Here is a 20,287-nt window from a genome sequence, read left to right on the forward strand (position 1 = left end):
TTTACCGGCTTTTTTGAGTTGCTTGGATGGATAAGACCTTCATTGGTATGCAACTCAATGCCAAAACTCGCGTCGCCGCAAAACCATTCCCTTTCTCCATTCCATCGGGCCGTCTTCGAGATACTTTGATTTAATTCATATAGAATCAAATCGTAAATTCCACACTTTCCGGCGACTTCACTTCATGAATGGCGGCATAAATATCGTTCTGGATCTTCAGCAGCTCGATATCGTCGCGCTTGCGCGGACGGGGCTTCGAAACCTGGAAAATCCGGTTGATCCGCCCCGGCCTGGGCGACAGCAGCACCACCCGATCTCCCAGGAACACCGCCTCCGACACGTCGTGCGTAACGAACACGACCGTCTTCTTTTCCGCTTCCCATATCTTTAACAGATCGTCCTGCAGCTGCAATCGGGTCAGGTGATCCACCGCGCCGAACGGCTCGTCCATGAGCAGTACCTCCGGAGCGTTCGCGAGCGCCCGCGCAAGACCGGCCCGCTGCTTCATTCCGCCGGACAAGTGGTGAGGATACTTATGCTCGAACCCTCGCAGTCCTACCAGATCCAGATACCGCTGCGCCGCCTCCCTGCGCTTGTTTTTCGCGACGCCCCGCAGCTCCAGGCCCAACTCCACGTTCCTATAGGTCGTTCTCCACGGATACAACGACGGATCCTGGAACACCACGCCCCGTTCGATGCCGGGACCCTTCAGTTTCTCCCCGTCGAACCAGACTTCGCCCGAGGTGGGCAGCTGCAAGCCGGCCAAAATTTCGAGCAGCGTGCTTTTGCCGCAGCCGCTGGGACCGAGAATGCTCAGGAACTCGCCGTCCTCGATCGTCAGATCGATGTTGGAGAGCGTCTCCGTCGGAGTCGTCCCGCCGTATACCTTCGAAACGCCCCGAATCGAGAACCCTGCCATACGATCACCTCGTCCCGCTTAATTTTTCGGAATGAACCGCAGATCCAGCAAATCCTTAACCTCATACACCTGGTCCTGGAAGCCCAGATCGACTTGAACCTGCTGGGTGTCCTGCAGAGCGTTCAGATCGACGTCCGGGTTGTTTTCCCAGAGCACGTTCTCGCGTTCGAACGCCTTGTCCACCGCACCCGCGTCGATTTTGACGTTCTGGAGGAAGAACTCCTTGTATTCGTCCAGGTTGCTCTTCGCGTATTCCTGCGACTTGAAGTAGGCGCGCAGCAGCTTCTCCACGAGGTCCGGATGCTCGTCGATAAAATCTTTCCGCGAAGCGAGAACGCCCGTGTGGAACGTCGGCAGGTAATCCCAGCCCTTGGCGAGAATTTTGCCGGTTCCTTCGATCTCCGCGAGGGAGGCGAAAGGCTCGTGAATGATCGTGGCGTCGACTTGACCGGACGTCAGGCTGGCGTACGCCGCTTCGTTGACTCCGTTGGCCAGGTACGTCACGTCGTTTTTGCTCAGGCCGTGCTTGTTCAGAATCGTCTGCGTATACACGTCCAGCCCGCTGCCGAGCGCCGCCGCTCCGACCGTCTTGCCCTTCAGGTCCTCGACGCTTTCGATGCCCGTTTTCGCGACCAGATAGAACGGCCCCTTCGTACGGAACATCGAGGAGACGATCTTGATCGGAGCGCCTTTGCCTGCGGCCACAATGGCGTTGGTCGTCGCGACGTCGACGATGTCGACGTCCTTGCTCGTGAGCGCTTCAATCGGATTTTGCGTGGAGACGAGCTCGACTTCCAGCCCTTCGTCCTTGAAAAAGCCTTTCTCGATCCCGTACCGAACCGCCAGTCCGCTCACCCCGTTAAACGGCGCGTATCTGATCTTCTGAAGCTCCGCCGTAGCCCTCTCCGAAGCCGGGGCCGATGCAGACGGCGAAAAGCTCGGGGACGCCGATGGCGATGATGCCGCTCCTCCCGAATGATTACCGTTACCGCATCCCGCGAGAACAAGCGCTAGCGCCGCCGCAACGATTCCCGACCCTGTCCATTTTCTCTTCAACATGGTTTCTCTCTCCTCTAAAAATGAATATGTTTTACGCCGACTTCCATCTGAGCACGACCCGTTTCTCCAGCAGATCGATCACCCCGATAATGAGCACCGACACGACCGTCACGACCGTAATGATCGCGAAGGCTTTCGCCGTGTCGTACAGCGAAGTCGCCTGAACGAGCAAATTCCCGAGCCCGTCCTTCGATGCCACCATCTCCCCGAACAGCGCTCCGACAAGCCCCGTTGCCGCCGACACCCTCAGCGAGACGAAGATCGTAGGTGCGGCCGACGGCAGAATCACTTTGACGATCGTCTGCAGCTTGGAAGCTTCGAATACTCTTGCCACCTTGAGGTGGGCTTCCGCCGTCTGCTTGATGCCCGTAATCGTATTGAAGGCAATCGTGAAAAAGCAGAACAAGAACACGATAGCCACCTTGTGCGACAACCCGATACCGAGCCAGAGCATCAACAGCGGGATGATCGTAACCTTCGGGATCGCCAGAAGCGCCGACAGGAACGGTCGGAGGAATGTCTCCGCATGTGGCACGAGAACGAGGAACATCCCGGTCGCGATTCCGGCGAAGGCGCTAAGCAAATACCCCACCGAAAATTCCTGCAGCGTGACGAGCAAATGATGAAAAATCTCGCCGTTCGAAAACAGCTTGTAGATCTCGTCGACGACTTGGGTCGGCTTCGACAGGTACAGGCTGCCGACGATTTCCGCCCGTACGAGGTATTCGATTATGCCCAGGCAAGCGAGCAGCAGCGCGACTTGCCCGATTACGATGCGCCACCTGTAGCGCTTGTTGTTGACCATACGGTTGTTCGCCCCTCTCCATGCAGCCCGCCGATTCGCGGGACCTGCTCGCCTCTATTCGCCCGCGCCCTGCAGCGTCGCCTTCCGGGCGTAACGGCTCTCGGGGCGGGACAGGCCGAAGTGCCCGCGAAACGTGTCCGCCTCGTACTCCGTCCGGAACAACCCGCGGCGTTGAAGCACCGGCACGACCAGATCGAGGAACAAGTCGAGTCCGCCCGGCATGTACGGCGGGCAGATATTGAACCCGTCCGCCGCTTCCCGGACGAACCATTCCTCCATCTGATCCGCAATCTGCTCCGGGTCTCCGACGATGAGCAAATGCCCTCTCGACGTGGCGGCGAAGTAGTGGAACAGCTCCCGCACGGTAATGTTCTCCCGGCCTTCCGCCCTCCGCGCCAACTCGACGAATCCTCTCGCTTCATTGCCCGGAAGCGACGAGAGCGACAGGTCCGGCAGCGGCCCATCCAGCGGATAGGAAGAGAGATCGATGCCGATTCTCGCGGACAATGGAGCCAGATCGTAGTTCGTCACGAGCAAGCCGTTCAACTCGCGGTACTTGGCTCGCGCTTCTTCGGAGGTGCGGCCGACTAGAGGCACGAGGCCCGGAAGGATGAACACCTCGTCCCGTTTCCGACCGTACTGCTCGGCCTTCGACTTGACCTCGTTATAGAACTCTTCCGCCAGATCGATCAAGATCTGCCCCGTAAACACGGCGCTAGAGAGCTTCGCACCCAGATCGCGGCTGCGTTCCGAGGTGCCCGCGTTGAGCAGCGGAATTTGCCCTTGCGGCGGCCGCGCCACGTTCAGCGGACCGGTCACGGAGAAGTGATCGCCGACGTGGTCGATCCGGTGCACCTTGCTTCCGTCGACGAACGTGCCGCTCTCCTTATCCCGGACGAACGCGTCGTCCTCCCAGGAATCCCACAGCTCCTGTACAATCTTCACGAATTCGTCCGCGTAGTCGTACCGGCGGGAATTGTCCCAGTGCTTCTCCCGGCTGTAGTTCTGGGCAGCGCGCACGTCCATGCCGGTTACGACGTTCCACGCGAGACGCCCTCCGCTCAAGTAATCGAGCGACGCTGTCTGGCGCGCTACCGTGTACGGCTCGGAATACGTCGTGTTCGCTGTCACGATCAGGCCGATCTTCTCCGTCACCGCCGCGATATTGGCGATCATGGTGAACGGCTCGAGGCGCACCATCTGCGAAGGGAACGTGTGCTGCATGTCCGCGCTCGTCGCGAGCGCGTCTCCGAGGAAGAAGAAGTCGAATTTCGCTTGCTCCAGCCGCTGAGCGACCCGGTGCAGGAACTTGGGATCGAACGCGCCGTCGGCGACCGCTTCCGGCAGCCGCCAGCCCGCCGGGTGATAGCCTGTCGAGAACAAAAACAGGCCGAGATGAAGTTGACGCTTGGATTGAGTCATGGTTTTCATTCTCCTATACTTAGTTTATCTATGGGAAAACAGGGTTTTAACTCAAAAAAAGACCGATGCGGCGGGAAATGATGTCGATCTCCGCCAATTCTTCGGGGGTCAGCCTCTCGTGAGCATGCTGAAGGGAGTCGCGAATGTTCTCCGGCTTCGAGGCTCCGAGAATCGCGGAGGTCACGTAAGAATGGCTGAGCACCCAAGAGAGTGCGAACTGCGCCAGCGTCCAGCCTCTCGCTTCCGCCAGCGGCCGGATCTCTTCGACGAGCGCGTATGCCGGGTTCGACTCCAGAAGCAGCTCCAGCCTTTTCTCGCCCAGAGCGAGTCTGGAATCGGCCGGAGGCGTTTCGTCCTTGCGGTACTTGCCGCTCAGAATCCCTCTTCCCAGCGGGCTGTAGCTGATAATGCCGACCTTCTCGGCTTCGGCGAACGGCACGAGCTCCCGTTCGATTCCCCGCGTGATGAGACTGTATTCCGGCTGAACGCTCTCGAACCGATGCAGGCCGTGCAGCGCGCTGACCCCGTGCGCCTTGGCGAGCTGCCAGGCCGCGTAGTTGGAGCAGCCAAGATATCGAATTTTGCCTTGCTTCACCAGGTCGTCGAACGCCCGCAGCGTCTCCTCGATCGGCGTCTCGGGATCGAACGAATGAACCTGATAGAGATCGACGTGATCCGTCTGCAGCCGCCGCAAGCTGTTGTCCAGAGCGCGATAAACATGATACCTGCTCTGGCCGCCGTCGTTGACGCCGGGACCTACATGGGCGTGGAATTTCGTCGCGAGCAGAATCTCGTCTCGGCGTCCTTGCAGAAGACGTCCCAGAATCGCTTCTGACTCGCCGAATCGCGACCGGTCGCCCGTGTCCATCCCGCTTCCGTACACGTCCGCGGTGTCGATCAGGTTAATCCCCGCCTCCAAGGCCGCATCCAGCACCTCGCCGGACGCCTTCTCGTCGATCCATCTCCCGAACGCCATCGTGCCCAAGCTGACCTCGGATACTTTTAACCCCGTTCTTCCCAATTTCCGATATTGCATGAAGCTCTCCCTCTCTTTCGGATACGACAAAAAGACAGACGTAAGCCGCTTTGCAGTTCAGCGCCTCTCCGTCTGTCCGGTCGAGTTGTCGTATGTAGTTGATCTTGCTTGTCGGATCAAATTCTCAGCAGCTCCGCGGAAGCGGTATGCCCCAGGGAGACCGCCAGCTCGTACGGCGTCCGGCCATCGGCGTTCTTCGCCGTCTTGTCGGCTCCGTAGCCGAGGAACTTCTCCACGAGCGGCGCTTTATCGAAGTAAGCCGCCACGTGCAGAACGTTGAAGGCTTTTCTCAGCTCGCCCTCGCATCGGGAATGAATGTCCGCCCCGTGCTTCACCAGCAGGTCGACGAGGTGATCGTAGCCTCCGAACACGGTCGCGTGAATCGCCGTATTGTTGAGGCTGCCGTCGCGGCTGCGGGCGTGAATGTCGGCCCCGCGGCTGAGCAGCAGCTCCACCGTATCGGTATTGCCGAAGTGCACGGCCAGGGACAACAGCGGGAACCCGTCGTGGCTGTAGCTGTTCAGCAGCTCCGGCGATTGGTCGAGCAGTTCCTTCACTCGCGGGCTGTTCCCGACGGCGGCGGCTTCGAACACGTTCAACTTGCCCGCCCCGTTGCGAAGCAGCAGCTCCTTAATGTCGTTCGCCCTCAGGAACGCGGCCAGCAGCACGGGAGTTTCCCCTTGCGGATTGCTGGCGTTCACCAAGCTCGCATCCCGGTGGATCAGCTCGGCGACTTTGTCGATGTCCCTGAGCTTGACCGCCTCGAACATCTCGTTGCGCAGCCGTTGAAGATTGTCGGCCTGCTCCCTCGCCCGCACGAGCAAATCGTGGGAAGCTCGCACTCCCACATTCACGAAGTGGGTGACCGCTCGCGAGCGATTGGATTCAAGACCTGATTCCACGAGCAGATCCACGGCCTTGAGCGCTTCGTCGTCCAGTCGGATGGAAAGTACGGCGGTGCTTTTTTTCTTAGGCATGGTTCTCCTCATCGCTTACGTGTAATTAAAATTACAAAATTACTATATCACGAGATCGGTCATTTGAATAGCCGCTTATTCCGATTTTTTTAGACGGAATAAATAGATTGCAGACAAACTCCTTCTTTCTCGAAGTCCGTTCTGGGATAAGCACGCGACACGGGCTTATTCGGCGCAACTGCGGGGCGACGAGAGTGATAAGCACGTGGCATGGGCTTATTCGACGCAACTGCGGGGCGACGAGGGTGATAAGCACGTGGCATGGGCTTATTCGGCGCATCTGCGGGGCGATGAGGGTGATAAGCACGTGGCATGGGCTTATTCGGCGCATCTGCGGGGCGATGAGGGTGATAAGCACGTGGCACGGGCTTATTCGGCGCATCTGCGGGGCGACGTGGGTGATAAGCACGCAGCATGGGCTTATTCGGCGCATCTGCGGGGCGGCGGGGCGATGGATTGAAAATAGACAGTGAAACGCCCGCCCCATGAAGGGCGAGCGCATCATCCGAGCTTTATTCGCTTATGGCCTGACTTTGAATACGGCAGTCGCACAACGGATGGCCTACGCCTTCGGCTTGACCGGAATGTAGATGTCCATCTCCAGCAGTTCGTTGCGATCCTGCCAGCAGCGCTCGTCGTAATATTCCAGCTCGGCGCCGCCGGAGTGCTCGTAGCCGGAGTTGGGGAACCATTCGCTGAAGATGACGCCCCAAGTGCTCTGAATCGATTCGGAGAACCGATCGTGAGCGACTCTCGGGGTCGTGAATACGGCGTATGTCGCCTCCGGATAATGGCGCTTAACCGTCCCTTCCGGAGCCTCCGCGCCCTCCTTGGCCTCCACGCCGATGATGTAGCTGAACTCTCCCGACTCCATGTCGAAGTCGTCGCAGATGCCGTACTCCACGTTCGAGACGGCCAGCCCATACAGGTTTTGACCCATTTTCTCTTGCATGTACCTGCCCCAGAACGCGGGAATGTCCCGGTGATTCTCGCCTTCATGGGTTCTGGTACGAAGCGAATAGCCGATCACATCGAAGGCGGGCTTGGTAACGATGCGATACTCCATGCGAATTCCTCCCAAATAAGGATTGAGCTTTCGTTCCCGCACGCGGACCTTGGGATACTCCGGGGGACGAAGGCCTTTCTTGCGGTAGTCGCCAGGCGTCATTCCGTACAGCTTGCGGAACGCGCGGGTGAATGTCTCGGGAGTGCCGAATCCGCAGTCGATTGCGATATCCAGCAGCCTGTCTTGGGAATAGGCAACCCGCTGAGCCGCGCAAACCAATCGGCGAACTCGAACATACTCCATGACGGGCAGCCCCACAAGAGCATGAAACACCCTGTGAAAATGAAACTCCGAAAAATGCGACAGCCGCGCCAGACCGGAAAATCTCAATTCCTCTCCCAAGCGGGCTTCGATCTCGTCCACCACGCGTTGAATCGCATCCTCGTACGCTGACACCCGGCGACCTCCTTTCTCTATCATTGTAGCCCGAAGCGAACGGACGTTCTTGATGTTTTTTGCGGTTTTCCCGCGTCGAAGCGAGGAGTCCGACAATAGATCAAGGTTACCACAGAGGGCGTGGAAATTACAGGAAAACGGGCAGGATGAACCGATTCAGTCATGCGAAGGGGCTCACGATCGTAAAATAGAAGGACAGGAGCTCGTACGAAGACCAATCGCGGCGGGGAGAGGGTTACGATGAAAATCACGTCCGAAGGCTACGAGGCCGTCTACCACGGCCGAATTTTTGCTTACGGGATGGGGCCGATCGAAATTACGTTGTCGGAGGAGCACGATCCGCTGAAGTTCGTGTTCTGCGTGGAATACGAAGCGGACAGGGACGATTTTACGACCGATATCCGGCTCGTCCGCTACAACGAGGTGCGCATCGCCTGCGTCAACTTCCCCAAGGGCAAGCCGATCGGCAATCGCGATATTATCCAGATCGGCGTTCTGAACAACCGCACTCTTTCTCTCCGTTACGAGGTTACGATTAATTATGAGGCGACAAACTGGTCGCTTGCGTTCACCTTTTTCGCGGGAGAGGGGGTGGCGGAACGTGAATAAAATCGAAATTCAGGACCCGAAGGTCGCCAGCAAGATTATCGCCGCCAATTCGGAAAGCGAGAAGCGCAAAGCCGAGCTCGGCTTCCTGGGCAGATTTTTCGGTTCGGGGGACAACGTTCGCTTGTACATCGTGGGTACGGTCTCGCTCGCCGTTCTTCTGATCGCGCTGGTCTACACGCTGACGCCCGAGAAATACCGTTCGCCCGATTTCGGATTAAAGGAAATGTGGACGCTTGTCGTCCTGCCCGTGGAATCGACGATTATCGGCTATTTGATCGGATCGCGTTCGAAGGAGGGCGGGGGATAACCGCGCAGAAGAAAAGCCATCCCCAAATCCGTCTGGCGGACTTAAGGATGGCAACCGAACGGGGGATCGTCCCGCGATCAGATCAAGTCGGATTTCTTCAGCAGCCGTTGAACGAGCACGGCGACTTCGGCTCTGGAAATATAGCTTTTCGGCGCCAAACGGTTATCCTTCCGACCGGTCACGAGCTCCGCCCTCAGGCCTTCGGCCACGCTCGCTTTCGCCCATGCGGAAATTTGGTCCGCATCGGAGAAGCCGTCAAGCGCCGGAAGCGCCTCCGATTGAAGCTTCTCCTGCAATCCGGTCAGTCTCGCCGCCTGGGCAAGAATCACGAGCGCTTGCTCTCTCGTGATCCGTTCCGCCGGACGGAACTCTCCGTTCGCATACCCGCTTACAAGCTTATACGTCCTGGCCGTCTCGACCGCCGTATAATACCAGGCCTCCGAATCGACGTCCGCATAGGAGCTCGTCCCCTGCGCCGGCTTAAGACCCAGCGCCCGAACGACGATTGCCGCGAATTCGGCGCGGGTAATATCCCGGTCCGGATTAAACCGTCCCTCGCCCGCTCCGCCGATCACGAGGCGCGAGCCCATGTCGTTAACGGCGTCCTTCGCCCAATGGTTCGCCACGTCCTTGAATTCGACCGGATTCCAAATGACGGCGTAGGAGCTGTTCGTCAAGCTGCGAATAAGAGCCGCCTGCCGTCCGTTCTCTTCCACGATCTTCGTCGGGACATGCCTCATCGTTCCGTCCGGATCGACTACGACACCCGTCGTCACCCGGTTGGCGTCCGTGCCGCCGGGCAAAGCGATCTCCCGTTCCACGAAATTGCCGAAGGTCGAAATCTCCGCGGATCGGCTTCCGCTTGCCGCGGACACTCGAAACTCCAGAGGCTGGGCGACAATCGTAAAGCCGTCCCTGGAGGCCGCGCCTTGGAACGCGTTCGTAAGCTCGCCGGAAGAATCCGCGATCTCGATTCGAAGCTTGATCTGCTCCAGATCGGCCGACGCGCCCAGTTGGCGAGCAATCTCTTGAAGGCGAATCTGAGATGCGGGCAGGACGTACGTTCCCTTGTCCGTCCTGAATTCGAGAATCGCCTGCTTGCTTCCCAGCTCTTGCAAGGAATTTCCGCTCAGCTCCACGGCTGCGCTATTCGCGGCGCCGGCGACCGGAATCGAAAGCTTGACTCCCGGTCCCGCGGACTGCAGCAGGGCAGCCAGCTTCGTCCGATCCAACGAAACGAGTGAAGTCGTGCGCCCCTTGTCCGTCGTTGTTGTCAGCGTACCCGCGATTCCTTCTTCGCCGTTGACCCGTACGTTGACAGAGTTTCCTTCATCCGCTGCCGGAGCCGTCGGCGCCCCGCCGCCGGAGTTTTCGGAATTCCGGGACCACCTGGCGTAAAGCTCCGTGTCGCCGGCGATTTTATCGGCATCGAAGCTCCAGGCCTGAGTCAATTGCTCGTCTTTATACCAGCCGGCGAAGGAATACCCCGAACGATTCGGGCGCGGCGGAGCCGCGATCGCCGTATCGTAGTCGGCCTGTACTTCCGTTACCGCGCTGCCGCCGTTCGAATGGAACGAGACCGTGTATTGATTAACGACCCACTTGGCGTACAGGGTAATCGATTCTGTCCCGATCGTCAGATGATCCCCCGACGAATACAGCGTTCCTGCATTCAACGGGTCAAGCGTCCAGCCCGCGAAGCCGTGGTGAGGCTTCTCCAGGCCGCCGGTATTTCCGAGCGCTTCAATAACTTCGCCTTCCTCGTAGCTCTGCGGATTCGTGGGCAGGCTGCCGAGAGTCGCGCCGTTGCCGTCGTATGCAACCGGGTAGGTCAGCGCTGCGATTTGCCCCGTAAAGTTGCTTTTCACGGGAATGCCGGGAGATGTTCCGGAATTCGCCGCAGGCGTTACCTCGAACCGGATATATTTCCCCTTGTCCGCCGGCCGCAGCGTATACGCGGTCGCGCTCTCTTCGGGAATGAGCTGTTCGTTGGCCCCGCCGACATTGTCCGCGCGATACCATTTGAACGTCGACGCGTCTTCGGTATCCTCCTCGTGATCCGAATAGGAATAAGTTCCCGTCAGCGTCTGACCGACGACTTCCGTTCCCGTCACGCCAACGTCCCCCGCTATCGGCGCAAGATTGGGCGTCACCTCGACCGAACCCGCGCGCGTAAAGAACGGAGACATGGCGCTCCCTGCCGGATCCTTAAACGCTGCTCCCGCGGCAATCGCCAACGGTTTGATTCCAAGCGGCGAATCCGTCTTAAGCTTGAACGCGACGTTGAACAGCTCCCCGTTCGCGATCGAAGCGTTATCGGCTTGACCGTCCCATGTAACCTTTAACAGCCCGGATTCGTCCTGGTAGTCGAAGCTTCCCCCGTAAGTCGCCGTTACGACGCTTACCTCCAGCGCGCTTGGATCGTAAGGAATCGTCAGGTCGTAATAGCCGATCGGTTCCATGGAATTGGTCGTCACGGGGACGCTCACCAGACTGCCCGCTGTCCCGCTGGCGATGCCGACCGCCGCTTGCTTATGAACGGTTACCGTTCCGGCGACATCCGCGTAGTCGGTAACCGGCTGGTTGATCGTAATGTCCGTAGGGCCTCTTGTCACTGCCGTGTACTGACGGTCTATATACACGGAATAGCTGCCCGAAGGGGCATCATCCGCGATCGTCAGAAACAGGTTGATCGAAGTACCGTTCACCCAATTTCCGAATCGTTGATCTGCGGTCGGAAGCTCCCAGTCTACGTACGGCTCGTAATAATAGTAGAATCCGTCGTTCGGAATATCGACTGTCAGCGCAACGGTGACCTCCTCTCCCGGCTTTCCCGCCACGCTGGAAAGATTAAACGTGATTTTCGCCGGCGCGGCAGCCGCAATCGAGCCTAACGAGAAAACAAGGCAAAACGTCAAAACCGCGATAAGGCTGGCCTTCATCCGTTTGTTCAATTGGAATTCCTCCGATAGAGTTCAGCATGTTGTTCGGCTCATTGTAGCGTCCTGGCTCTCAACCTTTTCTAAACAATTCGTCCCGGATGCTCCCCGATCAATCCCCGCTCCATAAATCGCAATACAGCGACAGACTCGCGCAACAAATCGAAGGCCTCAGCCCCCTATAATAGAGTCGAAAATAAGAAACGAGCCCTTAAGGAGGCACGAACCCAATGAACTGGCAAGCCGCTATCGAACGGACTCTGCGCACGACCACGGCCAACCTTCCCCGCTTCACCGAGAAGTTCCCGCTCGTCAGCAAAGGAACCCCAAAATACGAGCTGGAGGATCAAACGTCCTGGACGGAAGGCTTCTGGGTCGGCATTCTGTGGCTTTCCTACGAGTACGGTCGGGACCCGGCCATCCGCGAAGCCGCGGTCGACGCCGTCGCTTCCATGAAGCGCCGTTTGGAGCAGAACCGGCAGCTGGATCACCACGATATCGGATTTCTGTATTCGCTGTCCGCCAAGGCGCAGTGGATTTTGGAAAAGGACGAGCAGGCAAGGGGAGTCGCTCTGCAGGCGGCGGACACGCTGATGAAGCGGTGGCGGGAGACTTCGCAGCTCTTCCAGGCTTGGGGCCCGGAAGGGGACCCCGATAACGGCGGCCGCATCATTATCGATTGTCTGATGAATCTTCCGCTCCTGTTCTGGGCGACCGAGCAGACCGGCAATCCGATCTACGCCGAGAGAGCCCGCATTCATGCGGAGAAAAGCCGGCGCTTCCTCGTGAGGGGAGACGATTCTTCGTATCACACGTTCTACTTCGACCAGGAGACGGGAGATTCCGTCCGCGGCGGGACGCATCAAGGCTTCCGGGACGGCTCTACCTGGACGAGGGGACAAGCTTGGGGCATATACGGCTTCGCGCTCGCCTACCGCTATACGCAAGAGCCTTCTTTTCTGGAAACGGCCGTCAGAATGGCCCGCTATTTTGTCGCCCATCTCCCGGAGGACGATGTCGCCTATTGGGATTTCGACGTGCCGCAGCAAGAGGGCACGCCGCGCGACAGCTCGGCTTCGGCCATCGCCGCGTGCGGCATGCTCGAGATTGCCGGCCATCTGTCGGCGGACGACCCGGAGCGGCAAGATCTGCTCGATTGGGCCCAGCGGTCCGCGGCCGCGTTGACAGAGCGCTATTTTACGGCGGGCAATCCGGAGGAAGAAGGTTTTCTGCGCCATGGCTCCTACTCGGTCAGAGGGGGGGTCTCTCCCGACGATTTCGTCATCTGGGGAGATTACTTCTATCTCGAAGCGCTGCTCCGGCTTCATCAAGGAACGCCCGGCTACTGGTACGAACGCTAATCTCGGCAGCGGCTATCTCGAAGCAGGGACAGCCGCTCTCCTCCGGTTGCGCCCGCTCTCCGTTGCTCCGTATAATGTAAGGAAGCGGATTCGCACCGGACAAGGAGAGCTTGACGCCATGAACAAACTTACGCCGATCGGCCTGGAGCCCGGATTGTTCCTGTACCGCCACAAGCACAGCGATCCGGAGTCGTACTGGCACCACGCGCATCGGGGGATCGAAATTCTCTATATCTACGAAGGCCACGGCGAAATTCGGGTAGATAACCAGACGTACGCGATCGAGGCTCATTCCCTGGTCTGGTTCCAGCCCTATCAGCTGCACCGGGTAGCCGTTCCGCCGCTGCCGAATCGCGCCTACGTTCGCTCCAACCTGACGTTCGATCCGCAATTCGTGCTGCGGTATCTCGCCCCGTTCCCCGAGCTGGAACAGTTTTTTCGCATGCTTTGGAACGGCTATCTTCCCCGGCAGTATTTCCCCTCGCTGCGTGACACGCCGCTGGCGGAGCTGCTGCTGGAGCTTCACGACGCAGCCGGCGAGACTGCCCCCGACAGGGAGGAGGAAGTCGGCCTGCTGATGCTCTCGCTGCTTCGCCTGCTGAAGAAGCATCTCTTCGCGGACGAGACGGCCGGAGATCTTCCTTCGCGCGCCCGCTCGCACGCGGAGCGGATCGCCGAATGGCTCGACGCCCACTACAAGAAGCCGTTCAGGCTGGAGGCGCTGGCCTCCGGTCTCCATCTGTCCCCCTACCACGTCTCCCACGTATTCAAGAAGTCCACCGGCATGACGCCGTCCGATTATTTGACGAGGCGCCGCATTCGGGAAGCCTGCGTGCTTCTGGCCAATACGTCGCTCCCCGTCGGAGAAATCGCCGCACAGCTCGGCGGGCTCTCGGCTTCTTATTTTAGCCAACTGTTCAAGAGGATCAAGGGCTTATCGCCCGATCAGTACCGCAAAAGCATACGCTGAGGGAATAAAATGATCCCCTTATTAACATGGGATATATCCCCATTCCTTCGCGAATCGGCTGCCCCGACGCTGTGCGGAGCTTGTCGGGGCTAACAACCGCGGAGGGCGTGCGGGCGTCATTTAAGTTTCATTTAAGACTCGACCGTTACAGTAAGGGCATACCTAGCGAAAGGAAGTGCCCCATACATGCTGAAACGAACCTCGACCCTGCTCTTCGCCTTGCTGATCGCTCTGACCGGCGCCGCGTCCGTATCGGCTGCGAGCACAGAGAGCGAAACCGTTATCCGGCTCTCCGACGGCGGGATAACGGTAGACGGAAAAGCGGCGTCCTCCGACCCCGGCTCCGCCGTATACGTCGGAGCGGATATTGTCTATTACAAAGCCGGACAAGGCAGCGCCTACGGGGAAGGAACCGCCGCCGAAGAACACACCGCCGAAGAAGCGGCCGCGCATACGGTCGTAACGATCACCCAGCCGGGGACTTACCGCGTATCCGGCACGTTGTCGCACGGCCAACTGGCTGTCGACCTTGGCGAGAAAGCAGCTGACGATCCGACGGCGGTTGTCGTCCTGATCCTGGACGGGGCGGACATTACCAGCACGGTCGCGCCGGCCGTCATTTTCTACAATGTGTACGAGCCTTACAGCTCCACGGAAGATACGAAAGGCGTCACCGATCTGTCCAAGGCGGGCGCGCGGGTCGTGCTGGCGGACGGTTCGGTCAACAAAGCGATCGGCTCCCACGTCGCCCGCATCTACAAGGAAGGAACGACCAAAAAGCTGCACAAGTATGACGGGGCGTTCTATTCCAAAATGTCGATGAGCATTTCCGGCGAATCCGCCGGAACCGGAAAGCTGTATATCGAGGGAGACAACGAAGGGCTCGATTCGGAGCTGCATCTGACGATCAACGGAGGGAACCTCGACATCAAGTCGCAGGACGACGGCATCAACACGAACGAAGACCGCATCTCCGTGACGACGATCAACGGCGGTTACCTGAAGGTGAACGCCGGACTCGGCGCGGAAGGAGACGGCATCGACTCCAACGGCTATTTGACGATCAACGGCGGGACGGTCGTCACCCAGTCCAACGAGAGAAGCCCGGACGGCGGCATAGACGCGGACATGGACATCGCCCTTAACGGGGGAACGGTCATCGCGCTCGGCACCCGCAACGATGCGTCGAGCTCCGCCTCCAAGCAGACGTTCATCGAGCTGGCTTTCGCTTCGACGCAAGCCGCGGGCAGCGTCGTCAAGCTGACGGACGCAAGCGGCCAAGTCCTGCTGACGCACACGGCGGACAAAGCGTTCCAAAGCGTGACCTTCAGCTCGCCGGAGCTGGCCAAGAACGCCGAATACCATGTGTATATCAACGAGGTTCAACAGCAGTATACCGGCAATTCCTTCGGCATGATGGGCGGATTCGGATTCGGGGAACGGCCCGGCAACGGCCAGGCTCCCGGGGAAGGGGAAGCTCCGCCGGCCGGCGGCAGCGGTCCGGTTCCGGGGCAGGCGCCTCCCGAGGGAAGCGAATTTCCGGGGCCGAGACCGGAAGGCATGCCCGACTTCCCGGAGGGATTCAATCCGTGGCAGAATGAGCAGAGCGCCGATCCCGACGCTGTCGGCTCCACCGCGTTCGTCATTACCGACACGGTGCACAGCTTCTCCGGCATCTCCGATTCCGCCGACGCTTCGGGCAAGCAGCGCGTGACCTTCAGCGTCAATCGCGGAGCCGGCCTGACCGGCTCGGCGTCCGGCAGCAAGCCGCAGCTGACGTCTATCGAGGCCAGCGCGGACGTGCCCGATCAGGACGTTCAGATTACCGTAACGGACGTCCCTTCGGAAAACTATTCCGAGACCCGCCTGCTGTCCGAGCTCCAGGGCTCCTTCTCGGACATTCTGCCCGAGGCGGACGGCACTTACCGTCTCACCGTCGCCGTCGTGTCCGGCAACGCGGAATATGTCGGCGTATCGCAATGGCAATTCACGATCGGCGGCCTGCCCTTCGCGGACGTCACCCCCGGCGACGGCGCCTACGACGCGATCAAGGCGCTGTACGACAAAGGCGTCATGAACGGAACCGGGGCGTCCAGCTTCTCCCCGAACGCTCCGGTGAGCCGCGCCGCCGCCATTACGGCGCTGGGGAGACTGCTGGGCGCGGAGACGGCCGAGAGCAAGCTGTTCCCCGACGTCAAGCCGGGGACGTGGTACAGCGGTTACGTCGGCTGGGCGATCGATAACGGGATCGTGCAGGGCGACAATACCGGCAAGTTCCGTCCCGACGACAATCTCTCCGCCGAGCATATGCAGCTGATCCTCGACCGTTACGCCGCTCTAATCGGCAAAGAGCCGGTTGCTCTAAGCAGCGCGGGCGCTCAGCTCACCCGTGCCGAGCTGGCCGTCGCTCTGGCCGCTTTGCTGTAGCGCGTGCAAGTGCATGAAAGGCAGCGCCTTCGCTCCCCGATACGGGGGCCGCGGGCGCTGCCTTTTTCAGCAGGATCAGGAAGTCGGGAATCGAAGCGAACCTCCGCGGCTCCTCCTTTTCGCAAGGCACATGCTTGCTCGCGGATTCCCTCCCCTTCCCAAACATCGCTGCCTTCGGAAACGACGGAGCTCGGAAGCGGCACGTAGTGCGGCCCCGCGAAGGGCCTGCAGAGCCAGCCGTAACCCCGGACTAGGCCAACGCATAGAATACTCCATGCACTAAATACGGAGGTCGTTAGAATGAGTTCGTCCAATCAGGTTCAGCAGCAGCTGAAACCGATCTATCAGTGCGATTCCCAGGTTCATCGGACCTTGCGTTCGGTGAGAGAGCACTTGCATCAGCTGTGCGGCCGCCACTGCAATCGGCTGGTCGTGGTCGAGACGATGGACGGGGAAGTCTACGAAGGATACATCCGCCATTGTCATAACGGTATTCTGTATTTGACGTTGTCCAATGAAGGCTGCTCGCGCGCCTTCTTCCCCGGACCGGTCAATCCTTATTCCAACTTCGTGCTTCCTCTGGTCCTGTTTAATCTTCTGACGATTTCGTTGCTGTAAGGCCCATCACGAACAGGAAGGTGAGATTCCTTTGGCTATTACGCCTCCCTTTGGCCCCCAAGGCGGGATGCAAGCTCCGACGGCCCCGCCTCCGCAGACGATTCCGCAGCAGCCGCTCGCCTCGGCGCTGGCGATCGATCCGGGCGCCATCTCCGGATGTTTGTTTCGCCAGACTTATATTTGGCCGCGGGGCGGGCCCGGCTTCTGGTTTTACCCGGTCTTCGTCGGACGAACGTCCGTCTCCGGATTTCGCTGGAACGGATTTTTCTGGATGTTCTCCGGCTTCGACCTGCGAAGAATCGAATCCTTTTCCTGCTTTTAAACCCGCGACAGCCGGGAGCCGCCGCAGACTTCTCTGCAGGGCTCCCGGCTACGTCGTTGCGCGGCCGCCGGCCGGGCCGGTTCCGCAGCGGCCTACTTGCGGCTCAGAGATTTGTGAACGATCGCCGCCAGTGCGCCGCCGGCCAGAGGCGCGACCAGGAACACCCAGACCTGCTCCAGAGCCGTGCCGCCCAGCAGCAAAGCCGGAGCCAGACTGCGGGCGGGATTCACCGAGGTTCCGGTCAAGGCGATGCCCAAAATGTGCACGAACGCCAGCGTAAGGCCAATCACCAGTCCCGCCACTCTGCCGTTGCTCTCCTCCGAGGTAACGCCGAAGATCGTGAACACGAAAACAAAGGTCAGAATGATTTCCACAACGATTGCCATCGCCAGCGAAATCCCGATGCCATAGCCTTCTCCGAAGCCGTTCGCGCCCAGACTGACAACGGCTGCGCCCGTCGAATCGATGATCGCGTACAGCACCGCCGCGCCGGCCAAGCCCCCGGCAATCTGACAGACCGCGTACAGAATGAAGTCGGCGCCGGACAACTTGCGTCTGATCAGCATCGCGAGGGATACGGCCGGGTTAATGTGGCAGCCGGAAATCGGGCCGATAACGTACGCCATCGCCACGATCGACAAACCGAACGCCAGAGCGATCCCCAGATTGCCCAGGTTCCCTCCGGCAGTCGCCGCGCTGCCGCAGCCAAACAATACGAGCACGAAGGTGCCGATAAACTCCGCCAATCCCTTTTTCGCAGACAAGCCCATACTCATCCTCCATTATCGTTGTAAAATGATTCCTATTCATTATAGCTGCCGGATTTGAATCATTTCTGAACCGGAAAAAATAGAAAAGCAAAACCCCCGGCTTGGCCAAGGGCTTTGCTTGCAAGACGAGCTTTATTAAAACGATTTGCGAAGTTCGTCGTCCAACCGAACAACCTGCTACACCGATGTCTTAAGCTGATCGATTCGTTCTGCCGGCAAACCGGTCATTTCTTCTACCATTGCCGGATTAAGCCCCTTTGCCAGCATTTTGGCGTGATCTATGCCTGTGCCCATTGCCCTTCCTCCTCGCAGCTCGTCCGATCGCCTGAAAAATAAAAAAACCGCCCATTCCCCTGAGCTCATCAGGAGAAAGAGCGGCGTGTGCTTCACGACCGAGTTTATTTTTTTTGCATATTTTTTACCATCTTAGCACGGGACAACCGACGAATCAATGATTGTTTCTATAAACGTGATTCGAATTTCCAAAAATAATATTCGCCACAACCTACTCCAAGCCGACAACGCTCACGGATTTCCCTTCCGTAGAGTCCCATACGACGATTTGCCGGTCCGACGTCCACATGATCGGCTCTCCGGCGCCCAGCCGCGTAACCTTGCCGTCGTCAAGGCCGACCAGATAGCTCCCGATGCCCGACAGCGAAACGACGTAATCCCGGGCCTGCTCGTCGTTCGGATCGGGAAGCGTACACACAATCTGCGCAGCCGCTGCCTCGCCGAGCTCCGACTGCAGAAGAGCCAACGCCGCCTCCGGCAGCACCGGGGCTTCTTCCTTCGACAGCAGCCCTTGACGGTAATGAAACAGCGCTTTGCCCCTGGAGGAGGGGAACTCCGGGGTGCCGAATAGAGGGACCGCCACCGTATCCGCGTCGATCCATTCGACCGGATAAATCAAGTGCCAGCCTTCACTGTGCCCGACGTACGCCGCTTGGGGAAATGTCGACCCCGTCTCGCCCTGCGCGTCCACAATCGTCAGATCCGCTATGGGACCGAGGTTGGACTCCGAATCCGCCAAGACGGCGATATGCCGTCCGTCGGGAGACACGGCCATCCCGTAGATGGAGCTCTCCGAATCATAGATCGACCGCTTCGTGTCGTTAGACGGATTGACGTAATAGACCGTTTTCAGCCCTTGGGCGACATAGAATCCCGCTTCCGTCGCATCGGGGAACGAATAAAGCGAGCCGACTCCGTCATCGCTGTACCCCTTCGCTTCGGGATCGCCCCATCCCTGCACGGTAACGTCGTGGATATCCCGGCTTTCCGGAAACAACCGGTATACGGTGCCGTCCCGGTTATAAATCAGAACTGCCCGGTCTTCGACTGCGGAATCGCGCGCGATCTGAATCAGCGCAGCCGCATCGAAGCCGTGCTCGTACACGGTTTGCCCGTCGGTATCGACCCAGCGCAACCCGCTCCAGGCCCGGCCCTGCCGAACCGTAACCTTGCCGTCGCCTTGCGAAGAACGAACGGAGAACCGTTCTCCCTCTTTGCTTTTCACCTCGTCCAGCCGCAGCTGAATTTGGGTTCCCTTCGGCAAATCCGGGAACCGAACGACGATCCGGCGCGAATCCGTCAGCTTGTACTCCGGCTTCGCAGAGCTCGCGGCATCCGAACGAATCAGCAGCGAGCCCTGAATGGCCTCCCGGACGGATTCGGCATCGATATCGCGATTGGCCGTCAGAATAACGCTGTCGCTGTCTTCCTCGACCGTTGCGAACAGCTCCGCCTCCGCCTTCTCGGCCGCCGGATCGAGCAGCAGCTGCATCCACTCCGTGCTCAGCTCCCAGGCCCGCCCGCGCTCCTCGCCGGGGAGCGCGGCGTAGAGCTTCGCGCTGACATCCAAACTATTCGTCCGGCCCATATCCTGAATGTCGAATGTTCGCGTCTGTTTCGCGCCGCGCACCACCAGCCCGTAAGGTTCGCCCGATTGCTCGGGATCGCCGATGTAGGAAGAGGGCGCGCTCTTCATTCCTTGCAGCAACCGCCGAAGGATATCGCCCTCCAGGTGCTCGCGCAGAACGACGCCTTCGCGGTCCAATACGGCCATCGACACGACATTCTCCGGAAGGGGCACCCGATCGCGCTTCCCGTCCCCGGCTCCCCCCAGACTGCATGCCGACAAAATCGCCGCCGCCATCGCAAGCAGCAGAATCCCTTTTCGCGCCACGCTGCCAGCCCCCCCACAAGTCGCAGATAACTCCTTTGCTAACTTAGACGAGGGGATCGCCCGGAACGTTGCGCCGAAGCGGCCGGCACGGCGAGA

Annotated in this window: 18 protein-coding genes; 7 read left to right on the forward strand and 11 right to left on the reverse strand. The window is 59.4% G+C overall.

The genetic code is table 11. The features are described from left to right. Positions 1-145: 145 nt before the first annotated feature. From ACFFT4_RS01955 to ACFFT4_RS01985, 7 genes are all read right to left on the reverse strand, one after another. Positions 146-919: an ABC transporter ATP-binding protein gene (locus ACFFT4_RS01955; RefSeq protein WP_378044624.1), complete on the reverse strand. Its 774-nt coding sequence runs from the start codon at positions 917-919 to the stop codon at positions 146-148. A gap of 18 nt (positions 920-937) precedes the next feature. Next, positions 938-1,978 carry an ABC transporter substrate-binding protein gene (locus tag ACFFT4_RS01960; protein ID WP_378044626.1) on the reverse strand — a complete coding sequence of 347 codons (1,041 nt, stop codon included), beginning with the start codon at positions 1,976-1,978 and terminating at the stop codon, positions 938-940. A 31-nt stretch (positions 1,979-2,009) separates the two neighbouring features. Continuing rightward, on the reverse strand, positions 2,010-2,783 hold the full coding sequence (locus tag ACFFT4_RS01965) for an ABC transporter permease (protein ID WP_378044627.1): 774 nt from the start codon (positions 2,781-2,783) through the stop codon (positions 2,010-2,012). A gap of 54 nt (positions 2,784-2,837) precedes the next feature. Then, positions 2,838-4,205 carry an LLM class flavin-dependent oxidoreductase gene (locus ACFFT4_RS01970; protein ID WP_378044628.1) on the reverse strand — a complete coding sequence of 456 codons (1,368 nt, stop codon included), beginning with the start codon at positions 4,203-4,205 and terminating at the stop codon, positions 2,838-2,840. 46 nt (positions 4,206-4,251) lie between these two features. Next, a complete protein-coding gene (locus ACFFT4_RS01975) occupies positions 4,252-5,241 on the reverse strand; it encodes an aldo/keto reductase (RefSeq protein WP_378044629.1) in 990 nt (329 codons plus the stop codon). A 116-nt stretch (positions 5,242-5,357) separates the two neighbouring features. Continuing rightward, on the reverse strand, positions 5,358-6,218 hold the full coding sequence (locus tag ACFFT4_RS01980; protein ID WP_378044631.1) for an ankyrin repeat domain-containing protein: 861 nt from the start codon (positions 6,216-6,218) through the stop codon (positions 5,358-5,360). A gap of 562 nt (positions 6,219-6,780) precedes the next feature. Next, positions 6,781-7,680, reverse strand: a complete 900-nt coding sequence (locus tag ACFFT4_RS01985) for a GyrI-like domain-containing protein (RefSeq protein ID WP_378044632.1) — start codon at positions 7,678-7,680, stop codon at positions 6,781-6,783. A 240-nt stretch (positions 7,681-7,920) separates the two neighbouring features. Between ACFFT4_RS01985 and ACFFT4_RS01990 the strand changes: the two genes are divergently transcribed. Together ACFFT4_RS01990 and ACFFT4_RS01995 are read left to right on the forward strand one after the other, a co-directional pair. Further along, positions 7,921-8,289 (forward strand): DUF6864 domain-containing function, encoded by a 369-nt coding sequence (locus ACFFT4_RS01990; RefSeq protein ID WP_378044634.1) that lies wholly within the window; start codon positions 7,921-7,923, stop codon positions 8,287-8,289. Further along, complete coding sequence (locus ACFFT4_RS01995) at positions 8,282-8,596, forward strand: hypothetical protein (protein WP_378044636.1); 315 nt, start codon at positions 8,282-8,284, stop codon at positions 8,594-8,596. Before ACFFT4_RS01990 ends, ACFFT4_RS01995 begins: the two co-directional genes overlap by 8 nt. 77 nt (positions 8,597-8,673) lie before the next feature. On the opposite strand, the gene ACFFT4_RS02000 is transcribed toward ACFFT4_RS01995, so the two are convergent. Then, on the reverse strand, positions 8,674-11,550 hold the full coding sequence (locus ACFFT4_RS02000; protein ID WP_378044638.1) for an S-layer homology domain-containing protein: 2,877 nt from the start codon (positions 11,548-11,550) through the stop codon (positions 8,674-8,676). 215 nt (positions 11,551-11,765) lie between these two features. Here ACFFT4_RS02000 and ACFFT4_RS02005 point away from each other — a divergent pair, with 215 nt between their 5' ends. From ACFFT4_RS02005 to ACFFT4_RS02025, 5 genes are all read left to right on the forward strand, one after another. Then, positions 11,766-12,896: a glycoside hydrolase family 88 protein gene (locus tag ACFFT4_RS02005; RefSeq protein ID WP_378044640.1), complete on the forward strand. Its 1,131-nt coding sequence runs from the start codon at positions 11,766-11,768 to the stop codon at positions 12,894-12,896. 118 nt (positions 12,897-13,014) lie between these two features. Continuing rightward, positions 13,015-13,866 (forward strand): helix-turn-helix transcriptional regulator, encoded by an 852-nt coding sequence (locus ACFFT4_RS02010; RefSeq protein ID WP_378044642.1) that lies wholly within the window; start codon positions 13,015-13,017, stop codon positions 13,864-13,866. Positions 13,867-14,052: 186 nt separating this feature from the next. Then, positions 14,053-16,293 (forward strand): carbohydrate-binding domain-containing protein, encoded by a 2,241-nt coding sequence (locus tag ACFFT4_RS02015; protein WP_378044644.1) that lies wholly within the window; start codon positions 14,053-14,055, stop codon positions 16,291-16,293. Positions 16,294-16,593: 300 nt separating this feature from the next. Further along, complete coding sequence (locus ACFFT4_RS02020) at positions 16,594-16,911, forward strand: hypothetical protein (RefSeq protein WP_378044645.1); 318 nt, start codon at positions 16,594-16,596, stop codon at positions 16,909-16,911. Positions 16,912-16,942: 31 nt separating this feature from the next. Then, positions 16,943-17,233, forward strand: coding sequence for a transporter (locus ACFFT4_RS02025; RefSeq protein WP_378044647.1), 291 nt, complete (start codon positions 16,943-16,945; stop codon positions 17,231-17,233). 92 nt (positions 17,234-17,325) lie between these two features. Here the strand turns inward: ACFFT4_RS02025 and ACFFT4_RS02030 are convergent, their stop codons facing one another. The 3 genes from ACFFT4_RS02030 to ACFFT4_RS02035 form a co-directional block, all read right to left on the reverse strand. Further along, positions 17,326-17,997, reverse strand: coding sequence for an MIP/aquaporin family protein (locus tag ACFFT4_RS02030; protein ID WP_378044649.1), 672 nt, complete (start codon positions 17,995-17,997; stop codon positions 17,326-17,328). A 183-nt stretch (positions 17,998-18,180) separates the two neighbouring features. Further along, a complete protein-coding gene (locus ACFFT4_RS35410) occupies positions 18,181-18,297 on the reverse strand; it encodes an Rpn/YhgA-type helix-turn-helix domain-containing protein (protein WP_512699935.1) in 117 nt (38 codons plus the stop codon). A gap of 211 nt (positions 18,298-18,508) precedes the next feature. Then, on the reverse strand, positions 18,509-20,191 hold the full coding sequence (locus ACFFT4_RS02035; protein ID WP_378044650.1) for a hypothetical protein: 1,683 nt from the start codon (positions 20,189-20,191) through the stop codon (positions 18,509-18,511). Positions 20,192-20,287 lie beyond the last annotated feature (96 nt).

Origin of the sequence: Cohnella cellulosilytica, assembly GCF_042431195.1 — a bacterium.
In the GTDB taxonomy this organism is placed as follows: Bacteria; Bacillota; Bacilli; order Paenibacillales; family Paenibacillaceae; genus Cohnella; species Cohnella cellulosilytica.

What these genes read in the sequence shown, in the direction of transcription:
- ACFFT4_RS01955 (WP_378044624.1), bottom strand. Translation starts at nt 919, where the DNA reads ATGGCAGGGTTCTCGATTCGGGGCGTTTCGAAGGTATACGGCGGGACG.
- ACFFT4_RS01960 (WP_378044626.1), bottom strand. Translation starts at nt 1,978, where the DNA reads ATGTTGAAGAGAAAATGGACAGGGTCGGGAATCGTTGCGGCGGCGCTA.
- ACFFT4_RS01965 (WP_378044627.1), bottom strand. Translation starts at nt 2,783, where the DNA reads ATGGTCAACAACAAGCGCTACAGGTGGCGCATCGTAATCGGGCAAGTC.
- ACFFT4_RS01970 (WP_378044628.1), bottom strand. Translation starts at nt 4,205, where the DNA reads ATGACTCAATCCAAGCGTCAACTTCATCTCGGCCTGTTTTTGTTCTCG.
- ACFFT4_RS01975 (WP_378044629.1), bottom strand. Translation starts at nt 5,241, where the DNA reads ATGCAATATCGGAAATTGGGAAGAACGGGGTTAAAAGTATCCGAGGTC.
- ACFFT4_RS01980 (WP_378044631.1), bottom strand. Translation starts at nt 6,218, where the DNA reads ATGCCTAAGAAAAAAAGCACCGCCGTACTTTCCATCCGACTGGACGAC.
- ACFFT4_RS01990 (WP_378044634.1), top strand. Translation starts at nt 7,921, where the DNA reads ATGAAAATCACGTCCGAAGGCTACGAGGCCGTCTACCACGGCCGAATT.
- ACFFT4_RS02005 (WP_378044640.1), top strand. Translation starts at nt 11,766, where the DNA reads ATGAACTGGCAAGCCGCTATCGAACGGACTCTGCGCACGACCACGGCC.
- ACFFT4_RS02010 (WP_378044642.1), top strand. Translation starts at nt 13,015, where the DNA reads ATGAACAAACTTACGCCGATCGGCCTGGAGCCCGGATTGTTCCTGTAC.
- ACFFT4_RS02015 (WP_378044644.1), top strand. Translation starts at nt 14,053, where the DNA reads ATGCTGAAACGAACCTCGACCCTGCTCTTCGCCTTGCTGATCGCTCTG.
- ACFFT4_RS02020 (WP_378044645.1), top strand. Translation starts at nt 16,594, where the DNA reads ATGAGTTCGTCCAATCAGGTTCAGCAGCAGCTGAAACCGATCTATCAG.
- ACFFT4_RS35410 (WP_512699935.1), bottom strand. Translation starts at nt 18,297, where the DNA reads ATGGGCACAGGCATAGATCACGCCAAAATGCTGGCAAAGGGGCTTAAT.